Source organism: Pantoea piersonii, from assembly GCF_003612015.1.
Lineage (GTDB): Bacteria > Pseudomonadota > Gammaproteobacteria > Enterobacterales > Enterobacteriaceae > Pantoea > Pantoea piersonii.
Window position 1 is genome coordinate 69189 of record NZ_RARB01000006.1, and the last position, 16927, is coordinate 86115.

Annotated in this window: 14 protein-coding genes; all 14 read right to left on the reverse strand. The window is 64.6% G+C overall.

Going from position 1 to position 16927, the window contains the following annotated elements; genetic code table 11:
* The 14 genes from tssG to D7S44_RS16495 all read right to left on the reverse strand — a co-directional run bounded on the left by tssG (window position 1) and on the right by D7S44_RS16495 (window position 16914).
* Window positions 1-1038: a type VI secretion system baseplate subunit TssG gene (gene tssG, locus D7S44_RS16430; protein ID WP_120456653.1), complete on the reverse strand. Its 1038-nt coding sequence runs from the start codon at window positions 1036-1038 to the stop codon at window positions 1-3.
* Window positions 1035-2900 (reverse strand): type VI secretion system baseplate subunit TssF, encoded by a 1866-nt coding sequence (tssF, locus tag D7S44_RS16435; RefSeq protein WP_120456655.1) that lies wholly within the window; start codon window positions 2898-2900, stop codon window positions 1035-1037. Before tssF ends, tssG begins: the two co-directional genes overlap by 4 nt.
* On the reverse strand, window positions 2897-3466 hold the full coding sequence (tssE, locus tag D7S44_RS16440) for a type VI secretion system baseplate subunit TssE (RefSeq protein ID WP_120456657.1): 570 nt from the start codon (window positions 3464-3466) through the stop codon (window positions 2897-2899). Before tssE ends, tssF begins: the two co-directional genes overlap by 4 nt.
* Window positions 3463-4248 carry a type VI secretion system accessory protein TagJ gene (locus tag D7S44_RS16445; protein WP_120456659.1) on the reverse strand — a complete coding sequence of 262 codons (786 nt, stop codon included), beginning with the start codon at window positions 4246-4248 and terminating at the stop codon, window positions 3463-3465. The genes tssE and D7S44_RS16445 overlap by 4 nt, the downstream gene beginning before the upstream one ends.
* Window positions 4245-5159, reverse strand: coding sequence for a hypothetical protein (locus D7S44_RS16450; RefSeq protein ID WP_120456660.1), 915 nt, complete (start codon window positions 5157-5159; stop codon window positions 4245-4247). The genes D7S44_RS16445 and D7S44_RS16450 overlap by 4 nt, the downstream gene beginning before the upstream one ends.
* Window positions 5160-5175: 16 nt before the next feature.
* A complete protein-coding gene (locus tag D7S44_RS16455) occupies window positions 5176-5949 on the reverse strand; it encodes a PP2C family protein-serine/threonine phosphatase (protein ID WP_120456662.1) in 774 nt (257 codons plus the stop codon).
* Window positions 5946-7649 carry a type VI secretion system-associated FHA domain protein TagH gene (tagH, locus tag D7S44_RS16460; protein WP_120456663.1) on the reverse strand — a complete coding sequence of 568 codons (1704 nt, stop codon included), beginning with the start codon at window positions 7647-7649 and terminating at the stop codon, window positions 5946-5948. Before tagH ends, D7S44_RS16455 begins: the two co-directional genes overlap by 4 nt.
* A gap of 58 nt (window positions 7650-7707) precedes the next feature.
* Window positions 7708-8190, reverse strand: a complete 483-nt coding sequence (locus tag D7S44_RS16465; protein WP_120456665.1) for an Hcp family type VI secretion system effector — start codon at window positions 8188-8190, stop codon at window positions 7708-7710.
* Window positions 8191-8254: 64 nt separating this feature from the next.
* Entirely contained in the window at window positions 8255-9754 is a 1500-nt protein-coding gene (tssC, locus tag D7S44_RS16470) for a type VI secretion system contractile sheath large subunit (RefSeq protein ID WP_120456667.1), read from the reverse strand.
* Window positions 9747-10292, reverse strand: coding sequence for a type VI secretion system contractile sheath small subunit (gene tssB / locus D7S44_RS16475; protein WP_120456669.1), 546 nt, complete (start codon window positions 10290-10292; stop codon window positions 9747-9749). Before tssB ends, tssC begins: the two co-directional genes overlap by 8 nt.
* A gap of 40 nt (window positions 10293-10332) precedes the next feature.
* On the reverse strand, window positions 10333-11346 hold the full coding sequence (tssA, locus tag D7S44_RS16480) for a type VI secretion system protein TssA (RefSeq protein WP_120456671.1): 1014 nt from the start codon (window positions 11344-11346) through the stop codon (window positions 10333-10335).
* Window positions 11336-12046 (reverse strand): type VI secretion system-associated protein TagF, encoded by a 711-nt coding sequence (gene tagF / locus D7S44_RS16485; protein ID WP_120456673.1) that lies wholly within the window; start codon window positions 12044-12046, stop codon window positions 11336-11338. Before tagF ends, tssA begins: the two co-directional genes overlap by 11 nt.
* Window positions 12047-12063: 17 nt before the next feature.
* Window positions 12064-15678 carry a type VI secretion system membrane subunit TssM gene (gene tssM, locus D7S44_RS16490; RefSeq protein WP_120456675.1) on the reverse strand — a complete coding sequence of 1205 codons (3615 nt, stop codon included), beginning with the start codon at window positions 15676-15678 and terminating at the stop codon, window positions 12064-12066.
* Window positions 15679-15687: 9 nt separating this feature from the next.
* A complete protein-coding gene (locus tag D7S44_RS16495) occupies window positions 15688-16914 on the reverse strand; it encodes a DotU family type VI secretion system protein (protein ID WP_120456677.1) in 1227 nt (408 codons plus the stop codon).
* Window positions 16915-16927: the final 13 nt, after the last annotated feature.

Here is a 16927-nt window from a genome sequence, read left to right on the forward strand (position 1 = left end):
TCAGGGTGCAGGCTCCAGATGCAGGATCAGGTCGTCGCGGTCGCGCGGTTCCGGCTGTTCGCCGAGCCAGCTGCTGTAGCCGAGCTGCGCCGTGCCGCCCAGCGAGACGCCCGTCACCGCCTGCTGCTGCAAAACCAGCTGCAGATCCCAGCGATACTCAATGCCGATCGTTTGCAGCAGCCAGTCGCGCAGCTGCTGCGAGGAGCGCTTGCCCGGTAAAAAACGCTGATAGTCGGCGAGGGTCAGCGGGCCGAAAACAAGGCGGAATGCGTGCTGCGCGTCGCGCACCGCGCTGCCGAGCAGCGTGTTTTCGCCCAGTCGCGGACTGCCGCGCCCGCCGCGCAGCCGCACCTGGTCGCGCGGCTCGATGGGCAGCCACTGCGGTACGTTTTGCAGCACGCTGACCGGCACGCGGAAATACCACGTCAGGGATCGCTCTACCCCCTCGGCATCATGGGTCTGGCGCGTAAGGTGGCCGGCGAGCGCGTAGCGCGCATGCTCATGGACTGCGCCGCGCGCGTGGGTCAGCGCGGGCTGTCCCACGCCGGTCAGGCAGGAGAGGTAGTGATTGAAGCGATGACGGTCGTCGCGATCCAGCGACACCGTCGGCTGCGCCTCTGCCCAGGCGCGGTAGAAGAGCAGAATCAGGCGGTGATGAAACAGATTGAGGAAATCCACCATGCTGCGGTCGCCGTGATGCGCCACGCGCTGGTGGGCATACTCAGTGAGGTGGCGCGGCAGCGGGCCGTTGGGGCCGAACAGGCCAAAGCTGTAGATGTCGATTTCAGGCCGTTGCGATCCGGGACGGGTCGCCGCGCGCGCTACGGTGGCTGGCGCGAAAGCCAGCGACGGTGCCTGGCCGAGGCGCAACGGCTCAAAACGCGGCAGCGGCGCGCGGCCCAGCGGATAAGGTTCGCCCGCCTGCGCGTCCAGTCGGCGCAGCAGTTGAAACAGATCGTGGCGGAAGGGCGCACGCTCAACCTGATGCCAGAAGTCAGCGGGCAACCGCGGCTCGTCGCGACGGCCTGAGGCGCTCACAGCAGCGGCCTCATGCCGATGCGCGCCGGCCAGAAGCCGATTTCGCCGCGCTGCTCGCTGACAAGCCTGGTCTCGGTAAAGCTGTTGATTGCCACCAGGCGCGAAAAAAGCGTCTCCAGCACGCAGCCGAGCAGCCAGGGGCTGGCGCCAGAGAACGCGCCTTCATCCACGGTGAGTTCGATAGCGATGCCGCGCGCAAAGGTTATCGGCCCCGGCTGCGGCACGCGGCGATGCACCGGACGCAGCGCGCAGCGGCGGATCCCCTCGATCTGACGGCTGATAGCTGGCTCCGCCACCTCGGCATAAAGCGCCAGCAGCTGACGCAGCGAGGCGGCACCCTGCTGCGCGTCTGTCTCCGTCAGGCTGAGGTAGTTGAGCTGTAGCTGGCTGATCAAACGCCAGGAGACGGCGCCTTCCGCCAGGGCCGGTCGCGGCGCGGTCGGCCCTTTACGCATGCGGATCGCCAGCACCGGCGCGGAGGTGGGCAGCGTGAAAACGTCCAGCCCCTGCTGTCGCAGGATCAGCGGCAGGTCGCGGTTGGTGCAGAGTAGATCTGCCATCAGGTACTGCAGAGAGGCGGCGTAGGGCGTCTGCTGCTCGTCCACCAGCGAGACAAACAGCTCGGAGCCGAGATAGCCGGTACGGGTGCCGTATATTTTGCCCTTATCGGAGAGCAGGCGCGGTTCGCGACGCTGGGCGAAATAGGCACCGTAGTTGCCGTCGTCCTCACCCCGGCTGTCCCAGAATGGACGAAACCGCTGCTCCTCGCGCAGGCCGCGACCGCTGCCGTAAAGGGCCGTCACGCTGTAGATCTCATAATCGAGCGGATGGGCGTTATCCACCACCAGATGATATTCGCTCGCCAGCTCGTCAACGTTGATGCGCTCCGACGCGCGGGGAAAGAGATTGATGACCGGCGTACAGTGCAGCGACAGATGCTCGCTGTCGACGACCCCTTCCAGCGCGTCGTTTTCTTCATCGAGCAGCAGCAGGATCTCAAACTGATGCTCGCCTTTCAGCCCGCGGATAAAGGGAGCCAGCCCCTCGACGTCGCAGAAGAGATAGCGCGACGGAAAGGCGAAATACTCCTGCAGCAGCCGGTAGCCGGACGCATTGCGCAGATCGTCTGGCAGCAGCGCCTGCTGTGCGTCGAATCCCTGCTGGCGCAGCGCCTCCGGCTCCAGCAGCAGGCTCTGCTGCGCGCTGCGGCAAACGACCCCAACGCAGTGGCCCATCAGCAGCTCCAGCAGCGCCAGCGCCTGACCGTCTGGCCCGCTCAAATAGAACGACAGCTTATCGACCGTCAGCTGGTCAAGGGGGATATTGCACCCGCTCTCAAGCCGAATGCGCAACGCGCGGATCGCGCCGCGCTGCTGTAACGCGGCGGCTGCCACCGGCAGGTCCGCCGGGATGCCGCCAAGCGCCACCTGGGCGATCTGCAGCGGCAGCAGCGTCACGTCATGGGCGGTGCGGTATTTGCAGCTCACGCCCTTACTCTTCATCGCCTGATTTTCAATCAGCGTACCGCGCGGAATAGCGAAGCCGCTGTTGATATTGCCCTTCATGCCGTCCGGCTGAAACTCCACAATCGCCATCGAGGGCGTCGGTGCCAGATAGTTGGGGTAGATCATCTCCAGCAGTCGCTGGGTAAAACGCGGAAACTCAGCGTCCATCTTGAGTTGCACGCGCGAGGTGAGAAAAGCGAATCCCTCCATCAGCCGTTCAATATAGGGATCGGAGACGTCGCCTTCGCGCATACCGAGGCGGCCCGCCACCTTGGGATAGCGCTCCGCGAACTCCTCACCCATTTCGCGCAGCCAGCTCAGCTCGCGGTTGTAGTAGTCAAGCAGCTTCTGGTTCATGTTCCCTCACTATCCTTCAGTTCGTAACGGCTGTGCTCCAGGTCAAGCTCGGTGCGAAACAGAAAGGCGAGCGGCCAGGGCACGCACCAGAGGTTGCCTTTAATCTCAATAGAGAGAACGTTATGGGTGGTCAGGGAGTGCGGATCGCTGATGCAGCGGAGGGTCAGATCCTGCGCGATAATGCGCGGTTCAAACTGAATAATCGCCTGCGTCAGCTGACGCCGCACCGTCTCCCACTCAATCTCGGAAATACGCTGGCCCGCCAGCGGCTCCACGCCGAAATTCAGCACCGAGGCGCGCACCTGCGGATAGGGGCGCAGATCGAGCTGCGAGGTATTGTTGATGCAGTTGAACAGCCACTGCAGATCGCGCAGCACCTGGCTGCGCAGAGTCTGATGCGAAATAACGTTGCGCACTTCGGTTCTGGCGGGCCGATCCGGCTCGTCGTCGGTGAGGCGATCCAGGATGCTCGGACGCATCCTGTCGTGCGGATTGAGACGGCGCGACGCGGTGCCGCTCAGCGAGCGATCCGCCTCAGCGTCCGACTCGGCGCGCAGAGGTTTCATACCGGCTCCCTGAAAGCGATCGATTCAATATCGAGCAGCGCCCATTCGCGGTCGCCGTCGAGCCAGATACGCTGCCCGTGGCCGACGTAGCCCGGCGGCTGCAGCGACCAGCTTGTCTGACGCGCCAGCTTCAGGGCGTCGCTGTCGTCGGCCTGCGAGGGGTAGCGCACCGGCATCTGGCAAAGGTGTTCGCTGCCGTCATGAAAGCGCACGCTGCACTGACGCCATACCAGGTCGATGACGCTGGCGGGCGGCTGAAAGCGGATCTGCTGGATAAGATGCAGGCTCGCCCAGTGATAGACGCCGTCCAGAATCAGTTCGCACACCGGCCCGAGACGTTCGTCGCCATCCGACAGCCAGTCGAAACGCTCCGCCGCCTCCGGCGCGGCGCGAAGCACCAGCTCGCCGCTGTTAGCGGGTACGGCCGCCAGCAGCGACTCGCGCGCCGTCGGCGTATTCAGTTCTCGCGCCATATCAGCGACCCAGCGGTGCTCCTGCGGCAACAGCGCGGGCGTCGCCGTCTGGCTAAACACCGCGGCGCGCTGCGTCTCGCCGCCGATCATCTGCTGCAGCAGCCTGACGGTTGGCGCCGCCTCGGCGGCCAGCTGCTGCCAGGCTTTTACCTGCGCCAGCGCGCCGCGCCAGTCGGCGTTCAGACAGAGCAGCTGCGTCAGATGTGCGCGGCGATCGGCGCTGGCGGGCTGCTCGCGGATCGCCTGCCTCACCTCATCGATGGCGGGCTGGATAGCGTCATGTTCAAGCATGTCGGATAGCTGCATCATTTACCTCGGGCGGCGGGCGCCGCGTCACTGTTTAGCTGCGCCAGCGGATCCGGCGCGGGATTGAGGGCGTGCGGATGAAGAGCGGCGATCAGCTGCCACGCGGCCTCTTTATCGCCCAGCGCCCAGCGCTGGCGCGCGGCGTCAATCAACGTTGTGCGGGCGCGCGCGTCCTCCGCCTCGCCCGGCGTCGCCTTAATCAGCACGCTGCCGTCAAAGCGCCAGGCGAGATGCGCCGCATCCCACGGCAGCAACAGCCAGCTGCTGGCGTCGCTGCCGCTGGCCAGGATCAGGCGCTGGTTATTGGCGCTGATCACCTGCGTGCTCTGCTGGGTCGCGCCGGCGGGCGCGTTAAGCAGCGGGTAGCCGCTGACAAAGGTGACGGCGGAAGAACCGATGCGGCCCGGCCCCTGGATCCAGCCCGCGTCGTCGCAGCGCGGATCGGACCCGTCCGCCGAAACCGGCTGCGCCGCCTGGCCGTCGGCGGGCCAGTAGGTGCGGAAGCTGCAGCGTGCCGAGAGGGCGAAGCGCTGCCACGGCGTGGCGTCGGCGACGATCTCCGGCGGCGGCAGAATGACGCGCCACTTCTGGTCGGCGCTGGCGGTGCCTTTAAGCCGGGCGTCGCCCTGTTTGTCGATCACCGTCCAGCGCAGGGTTTTCAGTTCGCCGCACTGCTTCGCCAGGATACGGCCCACCTGCGGCAGGAAATCGTTAAACGCCTCCTGGCTGAACGCGCCCGCCGGTTCGATATGCAGCGCCGCGCTGGCACCGCACCACTGGCGCGGCTGCGCGCCGGGCACATTGTCCAGCCAGGCGCTGAGCCGGGCGGCGGGCGACCAGGCGATACGCACGCTTTTGGCCTGAACGGCAGCGGGCAGCAGCGCCAGACAGAGCGGAATAATCCAGCTTTTCATCGTGGGTTCCCGGCGGTTAGCGGCAGTTGAGCAAGATGCGCTGGGCATCGCTGAACGAGCTGAGCAGCGTGGCGTCCTGCGGCTCGCCGATCCAGACCGCCAGCGCGCTGAAATTATCCGGGTTGTCGTCGGGCTGCATGCGCTGCAGCAGCGCTAGCCACTCCTGCGGCGAACTCACCATCCGCAGGCTCTGTTCGAGATCCTCAACCTGCAGCGCATGCCAGAAACCGTCGGTGCAGAGCAAAAAGGCGTCGCCGTCTTCCAGCGGCAATACGTCGCTGTAGCTGGCCTCGCGCTCCTCGCGCATGCCCAGCGCGAAGTAGAGCAGGTTCTGGTTTACGCTGCCGCCATCATGCCCGGCATCGCGCATCTGCTGCGCCAGGCTGTGATCGCGCGTCTGCTGCAGCAGATAGCCGCGGCGGAACAGATAGAGGCGGCTGTCCCCCGCGTGCGCCCAGTAGGCGAGCTGATAGTCGCGATCGATAAACAGGCTCACCAGCGTGGTGCCCATATTTTTCAGCTGCGCGTCGCGCGCCTGGGTTTGCAGAATGGCGCGATTGGCGGCAGCGATATAGTGGCGGATATGCTGCGCGTCGAGGTGCGTTTCGGTGTTGAACTGCCCGACGATGGTCTCGCACGCCAGCCGGGCGGCGACATCTCCGCCCGGCTTGCCGGCGATGCCGTCGCAGATCACAAAGCAGGCGGCGCGCGCGCCGAGCGCGTCGGCGAGCTGATCCTGATTCATGGCGCGCTGGCCCTGCTGGCTGGTGGAAGCAAAGGTAATATTCATCGGTCACCGTCGTTTTTTGTTTGCAAGTCTTTGTATTGATTGACTTCGATGTCATAGGCGCGCAGAAAGGCTTCGCCGAACAGCGTGTGGAAATCGTCGTCGATTTCGTCAGCCGTGGTGTGGAAGCGCTGCACAAAGTAATCCCACAGCGCCGCCTTGCGGGCGGAGGCGAGGGCGAAACGCGGGGTGCGGCCGCTGTCGCGCGCCTGGCTCTCGATCTTTTCAGGATTAAACGACTGCAGCATGGCGGCGATAATGGCGCGTATGCCGGCAATCATGCCGAGCTGATGCGCCTGCAGATCGATCAGCGCATCGCGCACCGCTTTCTCCGGCGACATAAAGCCCGGCATCTGGCTGCCAAACATCTGGATCAGCACCGTTTTGCCCGACGGCAGCAGCTTGAACGGGTTATTGGCCTCATCAAGGATCATGGTCATCTCCGCATTGACGCCGCGCTTCAGCATTGAACGCGAGGAGAGCAGCGCCACCGTGCCCTGGGAGAAAAGGCTCAGCAGCTGACCAATCAGAAACATCTGCTGCTTGCCGAAGGCGGGCTGACCATCCATATCCTGCAAATCCGCGCCTGCCAGCAGCGCCTGCAGCAGTTCACCCTCCAGCTGACACCCCTGCGCGCTACGCGCCTGCCCGGCACGCTGATAAGAGACCGGATCGATGCCCATACGGCGACCGGCGACGTGGTTGTAGCCGGAGGGAGAGGGCGCGGCCACTTCCGGCTTCGGCGTGGCGGCGCGCTCGGGCGCAGGCGCGGATGCTGGCTGCATGGGCGGCGGCTCAGGCTCAGCCTTCTGCGGCGCGGGCGGCGGCACTGACTGGAGCGATGCCTGCTGTGCGGGCGGTGCGACAGGTTGAGGCGAGCTCTGCGGCGCGGGCGGCGGCGTAAAAATATCGGGCGGGGTCAGCGACTGCGCCCCTTCGACCATAATGCCGAAGGGATCTTCCTGCTTCCCGGCGGCGTGGCCGAACAGCGCCAGCGGATCGCACTCCTGCGACGCCTCCGGGTGGAGCGGCGCTGCCTGCGGCGCAGCGCGCAGCGCGCTCGGCGTGGCGTCCTGCAAAATATCGGGCTGTTGAAAGAGATCGTTCTCGTTGAACAGCCGCGCGGGATCGGTTTCCCGCGGGCTGAGCTGGTGCAGATCGGTAAAGGTCTGCTGCTGCGCCAGCGGATCGACGGGGTTCAGCTCTTTGCCCGGCGCGGCGGTCAGCGGATTGGCGACGGCGGGCGCGGCGTCACGGGCGGGCGGCGGTGGCGGCGTGAAGTCGCGCGCCAGGCTCTCCCAGATCTCGCCGGGGATCGCTTCCGCGGTTCGCGGCGCGGCGCGAAGCGGCGCCTGCTGTGGCTGAACAGCGGGCGAAGGCGCGCTGCCGTCGAGGTCAGACACGGCCAGACTATAGTCGCCGATGCCGAGCAGGTCGCCGCTCTGCAGCTCTACCTGACGGCCATGCTCCAGCGGGATGCCGTTGAATTCAATGTTAATCACATTGCCGCGGTTGGTAATGCGACACTCGCCGTTGGCGGAGGTATGCACCAGCAGCTGCAGACGCGAAATGGCGCGGCTCTCATCCGGCAAAACGAAATTGTTATCTTCGCTGCGGCCGATGGTGCCGCCGGGCGGATAGAAGTCGAAGCTGGTCTGCGGCGGCTGCATGCCGCTGCTGTTCTTAACAATCGTGAATCGCATGCTGATTACCTGATCGATCTGAATCAGGGCAACCTCGCGCGGAGGTTGCCGGATAGCGTTAAGACGCGGTGTTGGTCTTGATATTCCACTGGGAAGTGGTTTCCGCGCCGGCGGAACCGTCTTCCGCCTGCTGGGTGTAGTTCTCCTGGATCGCCGCCGCCTGGAAGGCGTAGTCGATGCCGATGGTGTCGTCATCGCGCGAGCCGGTGAACTGCACGCTGGTCACCAGCACTTCCGTCAGCTGGATGACGTTGTAGATCATCTGGGTGCCGCCCGCCTTACAGACGTGCATGGTCAGCGACGGAATATGTTTGCCGTTGGAGCAGAACTGCAGCAGGGTCGGCGTCGCCTTATCGATACGGCAGTGCACGTGCAGGTCGTTGTAGTTCACCTTGCCAGCGCCGCCGCCGCCGCCCACGCTCATGTTGTTCGGCTGATTAGCGCCCCAGCTGAAAGAGAGCACGTCGATCCAGCCTTCATGCGCGGAATCTTTGGACTCGCCTTCAACGCCTTCAGGTTTGAAATACATTGCGATAGCCATACTGGTGTAACTCCTTGCTTTTAGTTAAGAAAATAAAAATGGCGCGGCCATCCGCGCCGGGGGATTAATGACTTTGCTTCTTCAGCGACGGCAGCTTCGAGACCAGACGCAGCGAAACCGTCAGCCCTTCCAGCTGATAATGCGGACGCAGGAAGAACTTCGCGGCGTAGTAGCCGGGGTTATCCTCCAGCTCCTCTACCAGCACCCGCGCGTCAGCCAGCGGCTTACGCGCCTTGGTCTCCTGGGTCGAGTTAACCGGATCGCCATCGACGTAGCGCACGATCCAGGCGTTAAGCCAGCGCTCCATATCCTGGCGCTCCTGAAAAGAGCCGATCTTGTCGCGCACGATGCACTTCAGGTAGTGGGCGAAGCGGCAGCAGGCGAACAGGTAAGGCAGGCGCGACGCCAGCTGTGCGTTGGCGGCCGCGTCGGCGTCGTGGTAGTCCTGCGGTTTTTGCAGCGACTGCGCGCCGATAAAGGCGGCGAAATCGGAGTTTTTGCGGTGCACCAGCGGGATAAAGCCGTTTTTCGCCAGCTCCGCTTCGCGTCGGTCGCTGATGGCGATCTCGGTCGGGCATTTCATATCGACCCCGCCGTCGTCGGTCGGGAAGACGTGGCACGGCAGGTTTTCCACCGAGCCGCCCGACTCAACGCCGCGGATCGAGGTGCACCAGCCGAACTGCTTAAAGGAGCGGTTAATATTGGCCGCCATCGCGTAGGCGGCGTTGGCCCAGGTGTAGTTCTGGTGGGTCGCGCCTTCGGTCTCCTCTTCAAAGTTGAAGCTGTCGACCGGATTGGTGCGGATGCCGTAGGGCAGGCGCGACAGGAAGCGCGGCATCGCCAGGCCGAGGTAGCGCGTATCTTCGCTTTCGCGCAGGGTGCGCCAGGCGGCGTATTCGGTATTGTCGAAAATTTTGGTGATATCGCGCGGGTTAGCCAGCTCCTGCCAGGACTCCATCTGCAGCGCGCTCGGCGCCGCGCCGGTAATAATCGGGCAGTGCGCCGCCGCGCCGATTTTCGCCATCTCGCCCAGCAGCTCCACATCCATTGGGCTGTGATCGAGGTAGAAGTCCGCCACCAGGCAGCCGTACGGCTCGCCGCCGAACTGGCCATACTCCTCTTCGTAGATCTTCTTAAACAGCGGGCTCTGGTCCCAGCCGACGCCTTTATAGCGCTTCAGCGTCCGACCCAGCTCTTTCTTGCTGATATTCATCACGCGGATTTTGAGCATTTCGTCGGTTTCGCTGTTATTCACCAGGTAATGCAGGCCGCGCCACGCCCCTTCGAGCTGCTGGAAGCTCTCGTGATGCATGATGCGGTTCACCTGCTGCGACAGCTTCTGGTCGATTTCGGCGATCAGCGTCTGGATGGTGCGATAGGCGTCGTCCGAGACCGGCAGGGTATTTTTCAGCGCCTGCGCGGCCAGGGTTTTCACCGCGTCGGCGATGGCGTCGCGCGCCGAGTCGCTGTTCGGGCGGAACTCTTTATTCAGCAGCGCGCTGAACTCATCCTGGGTTACCGTCTGCTGCGCGGCGGTACGGGTCGTCTGGGCGGCGTTACTCATGGTCGTGATCCTTTTGCGGCGCGGCGGCTTTCGGCGCGGCGGCGAGCGCGTCCAGCAGATGCGGGTTTTTCAGCACGTCGGCGATCAGCGCTTCCGCGCCGTTTTTGCCGTCCATATAGGAGAGCAGGTTAGAAAGCTGGGTACGCGCCTCAAGCAGCTGGTTGAGCGGCTCTACGCGGCGCACGATGGCGTCCGGCAGAAAGTCATCCATGCTGTTGAAGGTGAGATCGACGCCCAGCTGGCCTTCGCCGGTCAGGGTATTGTCAACGTGGTAGGCGAGATGCGGCTGCAGCGCTTTCATGCGATCGTCGAAGTTGTCGATATCGATCTCCATAAATTTACGCTCCGCCACCTCCGGCTGTGGCGTAACGGGCTGACCCACCAGATCCGCCATCACGCCCATAATGAAAGGCAGCTGGATTTTGCGGTCTGAACCGTAGATCTCGACGTCATACTCAATCTGCACGCGCGGTGCGCGGTTGCGCGAGATGAACTTCTGTCCGCTGCTCGCTTTTTTAATGGTGGGAAAGTTAGCCATCGTTTTTCTCCGTTAATCGTCAGGGGTGGGCAGCGCTAACTCATTGCCCGGGTTGGCCGAATACGCCATTCAGCTGGCTGACCGCCTCGGGCGCCAAATCGCGAATGATGTTCATAAAATCCATCTGGATCAGCCGCTGCACGCGCTCAAGCATGATGGGCGCTGGGTGGCTGGGTTCATGCTGGTGAAAGTAGGTTTTGATCTTCTCCAGCATCAGCTCAACGTCGGCGCGCGAATGCAGCGCCGCCTGATGCCAGGCAATCTGCGCGGGAGCGGGCTGCTGGCCTGCGGCGGCGATCTCGTCGTCGCCTGCCTCCTCCACGGCCTCCACCGCTGGCGCGACGGGCCGCGCCGGACAGAGCGGCAGCAGTAGCGCCACTATCTTCTCCACGGCGCTGAGGTCGGGAAGATCGCCCGGCGAGAGATGCTGCGTCAGGGTGTCGCGCAGCAGCGGCAACTGCTGCGCGAGGGTTTGCAGCGCGCCGACGCCGGGATGGTCAGGCGCGGTGAACTCGTCGCGCAGGCGGGCAAGCCCGCCAGGAAAGTCGGGGATGTCGCTTTTACTGCCGTCCGCCAGCGCGACCGCGTCGCGCAGGGCGATCTCGCCGGTGCTGCTTTTGATCAGCCAGCACTGGCGCAGCGCGTTAATCAGGTTCGAATGGCCGCTCAGCGCCGAGAGCGCGTTGATACGCAGCAGCGGGTCCGGCTCGCCGTCATACTCCAGCGGCGGATAGAGACTGAGCCAGTAGCGCTCAAGCGCCTGCGTCAGCAGCGTGACGCCCTGGGCAAACCCTTCCAGCCCGCGAATGTGAGTCCAGGCTTCGGTCAGGATCAGCATCACCCGCACGTCGCGCGTGCGGGCGTGCAGCGCCAGCGCCGCCTTCTCCACCGCCTGCCAGTCGGGCGCTTCCGCCGGAATAATGGTGCTGCCGAACTGCTGTTCAGACTTGCCGACGCACGCCTGCTCCAGCGCCATAAACTGCGCGTCATACTCCAGGTTATCGCCGCAGGGCGCGTCGTCGCGCAGCGGGCTTAGCAGTGATTCAGGATTCATCGCCTCTCCCTTGTAGGTGTTTGCCGAACATCGGCGTATGCAGCCCCTGATGTGACGAGAGCGGATCGAACAGGCGGAAAAAGAGCTGCGAGGTAAAGTTGCCGCTGTGCGAATGGGTGTAGAAGGCGCTGCCGTCGCTCTGATTGCTCCACCAGAAGCTGCTGTACTGTTCAGGATCGAAAAAGGACGCCAGCTTCGGCCAGTTCAGGGTGTCGGGCGCGTCGTCGTAGCCGATGATGTCGAGCACGTCGGAGCGCGGTGTTCCCGACGGCATCGCCGGGGCATCAAGCGCCAGCAGCGCGGCGTCGAGCTGGTCGCCGGAGTAGCGGTTATGCACCGCCTGGCTCAGGGTTTTACCGAGCCGGTAGTACCAGTCGCCCGCCAGCTTCAGCCGCAGCGGATGCCACGCCTCAGGGGCGCAGAGCTGCATGGCGCAGATGGGGTACTGCCGTCCGACGCGATCTCTGGCGGGCAGCAGGCATCCCATCTGCACCCAGGGCGCGCCAAGCGAGGCGGGCACGACGAAGTTCCATACCGGCGCGCGCTGCAGCTGCGGCTCAGCCTGCGCGCCGATGCGCTGCATGCCGCTGCTGAACCAGTGCGACCAGCGGCTGACGACATTCTCCGGCAGCCTGCGTCGCATAAAGTCGCCGCTGCCGGGCAGCTTGCCGTACCAGCCTGGAGGAGAAGAGAGGCGCATGGCGGGGTTCTCCTGTTTCATGGGCAGCGAAAGGCCGGGAGCTGCAGCGGATTGCGCACGCTGTTAGCGGTGTATTCCAGCACCACCTGGCGGCCGCCGAGGCTGAAGGTGGCGATATGGCTTAACGGGCTGCCGCCGTTTGCGATGCGCGCTTTATCAAACAGGCGGTTAAGCGCCCAGGCGCCCGAGGTAGTGAGCGTGTCGCCGGAGCCGTCGGTTAAGCCGGTCTGCATCCGCACCTGCTGTGTGCCGCCAGGGCCGGGCCAGCTCACCACCTGCGGGGTCTGCGGGCCGTGGCTGTAGCGGATCAGCTGGCCATCGACGTCGAGCGTCAGGTTAAGGATGGCGTTATCCATGCTCAGGGGCCGGATGGTCAGGCGGTAAGAGGGCGCGCTGGCGCCGCTGGCGAAGAGCGCGTCGCGTATCGCCTGCGCCTGCTGGAAAGGCTCCAGCAGCGCGGCGCCGCCCGGCAGGCTTTTGCCGTCGACGCCCGGCGCAAAGCGCCAGCGGCTCTGGGTGGTGTCGACGTTGCTGGCGAGGCTGGCGCGGAAAAAGCTGTCCATCAGCCCGCTGCCGGGGGCGAACATGCGCGCCATATCGTCGGGGGTGATGTCGACGCCGGAGCGGCTGGAGAGCGGATAGCGTCCGGCGATCGCCTGACGGCAGAAGCTGCCCACCTCAACGCTGGCGCGTTTCTGGGTGTTGTTCAGGCTGCGCTGCTGCGTATCGCTGCTGGCGCCGACCGCCAGCGAGAGCAGCATTGAGCGAAAGGGCTCAGGCTCGCGGCCTGCGTCAGCCTGCATGCGGGAGATAATTTCGTTGCGCGGCGGCGTCATCATGCTGTTGCTGGCGTCCTGCACCGCGGTGAGATAGCCGTAGAGATCGTCGACATTCTTCAGCTGCTCGTCGAACGGGATGTGGTCACTCTGTCCGTCGGTCGCCTGCGCCTGCTCGATAATGGCGTCGTAGTGCGCCATGACGCGCTGCTCAGGGGCGTCGAGGCTGCCGCGCTGCTCCGCTTTGCGGGCGCGGAACAACGCCTGCAGCGTCTGGGTGGCGTTGTTGTTGAAGTAGTGCGCGCCGCGCTCCGCCAGCGACGGCTTCTCATCTTTTTCCGGCTTCGCCAGCGTCAGGTAACGGCTGAGGTTAATGCGCAGCTGGCGCAGCGGCGAGGTGCGCCCCGACAGCAGACGCGCCATATTGATGCGCGCCTCCAGGCTGCTGGCCGGATTAAGCTGGATGTCGCTCAGCAACGCATCCCAGTGCGCAATAAAGTCCTCCATATAGAGGCGGCGGACGGAATCCTCCAGCCGCTGCTGACCGCTGTCGCTTTCGCGGCGGCTCAGCACCCACTTGTCTTCCTGCTGCAGGCCAGAGGCGACCTTGCCGATATGGTCGCTGAACGCGCCCCAGTAGCCCTGCGGCGTAAAGAGCGACGGAATCGGCTGCGTTAGCGGCGCGCCGCTTTTGCGGGAGAAGACCAGCTCGCTCTGCGGGCCGCCGAGCGTCAGCAGGCTAACCCCTTTGTCACCCTGCGCCGCCAGCAGCCGTTTGAGCCGACCGTAGACGCGGCTGGCGAGCGGCGAGCGGTTAATCAGATTTTGCTGGCGCACCACCAGCGCGTCGTCGCGCTCGAAAGGCGAGGTATTGATCTTGTTGTCAAACAGGTGGCCCAGATGCTGATCAAGCTCGTGCAGCGCCTCCTGCGGCGCGTTGGCTCCCTGAAAGCGCTGGATATTGAGCATTATCCAGGCGTGCAGGAACTGGCCGTCGTAGTGCTGCGGCATATAGAGCATCTGATAGGCCTTCAGGGCTTCATAGCTGTAATCGACGTCGCTGCCGTTGTCGTTGCGCAGCCAGTCGGTGATATTGCGCGCCGCCAGCGGCAGCAGCAGCTCCTGCAGGGCGCGGTCGTAAAGGGAGGCGGCCGCGCTGTTGACCTCTTCGCCGCGGTAGAGTCCGGCGCGCCAGCCGACGGGCGGGCTATTGGGATCGGCGAGCTGCGGCGAGCGCGGTATCGCCGTCAGGCTGCGCAGATAGGGCAGCAGGGCGAACATATCGGCGCTGTTGAGCGGCGGCAGCGCGGCACCCTGGCGCTCGAAAGCCGGGATCTTCGCCAGCGTGGCGGCGAGATAATTTTTATTGTGGTGATAGCTGGTCAGCCACCACAGCAGAGCGATCAGCAGTACGCTGCCGAACAGGCCGTAGCCGATCCAGTGCGCCATGCGATTGCGGTACTCCCACCAGCGGTTGACGCCCGCCAGGCCCGCCTCTTTAAAGATTACCGACTGCAGCACCTGCTGCAGAAAGAAACTCTGGCCGTGTCCGGCTGGAACCGGCGTCGCGTGGCTGAAATCGTCCTGGGACGCAGCGGCGGCGCGGGCGTCGATGTCGGGCAGCCCCAGCGCGCGGTTCATCTGACCCATCACGCGGTCAAACGGCAGCCCTTCCTGCGTGCCGCTGGTGAAGTAGATCCCGCGCGGCCGCAGCGTCTCCTCATAGTGCGAGGAGGCGAACAGGATCTCCAGGTAGTGCCGGAGCAACGGCTTCAGCGCGGCGAATTCCTGTGGGAAAAGATAGATCTCGGCGCGCCTGGCGCTGTTGTGCTCGGCGATCATCAAATCGGAGACGCCCGCCAGCAGACGGCTGTGCAGCCGTTCGAACTGGTAGTCGAACTCGGCGCCGAGATCGGGCTGTTTCTGCCGCCATGGCCAGGTGACGCCCCAGACCTGATCGCGCTGCGCCTTGCTAAAGCCCGCGAAGGTCGGCGCGAAGCCTTTAAGCAGGTCGCTTTTGGTGACCAGCAGATAGACAGGAAAGGGGATGCCAAGCTGTTCGCGCAGCTCAAGCAGACGCTGGCGCAGGGCGCTGGCCTGCGCATGCCGCGCCGTCTCATCCTCGGTAAGCAGATCGCCGATGCTGATGGTGACGATAGCGCCGTTAATCGGCTGGCGCGGACGGGAGCGCTTCAGCAGGCTCATAAAGCTTTTCCACTCGCTGGCGTCCTGCTCTCTGTCGCTCTCCTGCGTGGTGTAGCGGCCTGCGGTATCAAGCAGAATCGCCTCGTCGGTGAACCACCAGTCGCAGTTGCGCGTGCCGCCGACGCCGCGCAGCGCATTCTTGCCAAAGCGGTCGGCCAGCGGGAAATGGAGCCCGGAGTTGATCAGCGCGGTGGTTTTGCCCGCGCCCGGCGCGCCGATCAGCATGTACCACGGCAGTTGATAGAGATACTGGCGGTTAAAGCGCTGCAGCCACGCGGGCAGACGGCGGTTTTCCGCCCGGTTGAAGCGGGCGTGGCGCAGCAGCTGCGTCGCTTCGTTGAAACGCGCGGCGAGCTGCGTCTCTTCCGCACGCGTCTCCGGCGGCGCCTCCGCTGGCGCGGGGGTCTCCAGCCGACGCACCAGGCGACGGTTTTGCAGGCGTCGCCACAGGCGCGGCACCAGACGAAAGGCGAACCACAGCAGCCAGAAAAGCGCGATAGCGATAAAGCGATTCTCTTCTGATTCCAGCGGACGCATATCGCCAATGGCGATCAGCGGGCCGATGGTCCAGATCAGCAGGCACAGCGCGGTGATGCCCAGTGCGCCCCACAGCAGGCGGCTGGATACAATTAAGAGCAGTGTGCGAAACATTAGGGGTCCTCAGCGCAGGCTGTTCAGTTCGGCCTGGGTCTCTTTAGGCGCGACCTTCAGCGTGATCTCCACCCGGCGGTTACGGGCGCGGTTGGCGTCACTGCTGTTCGGCACCAGCGGGTCGCTGTCGCCGCGGCCCTCTGCGCTGACGCGATCCGGCTGGCTCAGGTGCGCCTGCAGCATCTTCTGCACCGCCTGCGCGCGGGCCAGCGCCAGCTCAAAGTTGGAGCTGAAGCGTGCGCTGTGGATCGGCCGGTCGTCGGTGTAGCCGCTGACCAGGATCTGGCCGTTGACGTTATTCATCGCCTCGGCGATACGCAGGATCACCGGCTCATAACGGCCGTGAATAGTGGTGGCGGCGGAGTCAAACAGCCCGTCGCCGCGCAGCAGCACCACGCTCTGCGTCGCTTCGTCGCGCACGCTGACCAGCCCCTCGGCGATTTCCCGCGCGAGGAAACGGCGCAGATCGAGCGGTGGCGCAGGCGGCGCGGCGGGGCGCGCAATCTCTACTTTCGGCAGCGTCGTCTGGTAAAGCGCCGACAGCACCGGCGAGGTGAAGTGGCTGAGCCGCCAGTTAAGGCCGATGTAGATCAGGCAGCCGAGCAGCGCCAGCAGGGCGGCGAAGCTCCAGAGCGGAACCAGCGGTCGCCACAGCCGCTGCGCCACCGGTTCGTCGAACGGCTGCGGCGAAAGCGGCGGGGCATAACCGCCGCGCACGTTCTCAATCAGCTGCAGCAGCCGCTGCTTCAGCGTCTCAAGCTGGGTGCGTCCGTTCTCCATAATGCGGTAGCGTCCCTCGAAGCCCAGCAGCAGGCAGGCGTTCATCAGCTCCAGCAGCAGAATGTTTTGCTGCGGCTGCTGAGAGAGACGCGCCAGAAGCTGGAAAAACTTCTCGCCGCCCCAGGTTTCGTTATGGAAGGTCACCAGCAGTCCGCTGCGCGGCCAGACGCTGCGGCTGCCCCAGGGCGTCAGCGCCGCCGCTTCATCGAGCGAGGTGCAGAGGCAGTAGCGCGCGCCGACGATGGTTTCGTAGGGAAGCTGCGCCTGCTGGCACTTCACTTCGAAGCGACGCATCAGGTCGATCAGCTGCTGACGCAGGCCGTCCGGATTCTGGTGCGATACCGAATGGCGGATTTGCGGAATGGCGTTGATCAGCGGGTTGGCCAGTGCCACCAGCGGATTCTCCGGCTGCGCGGCGTCGGGAAGATAGCCGTTGAGGGAGAGTGACTGCATCATGGGTCCCGTTCCT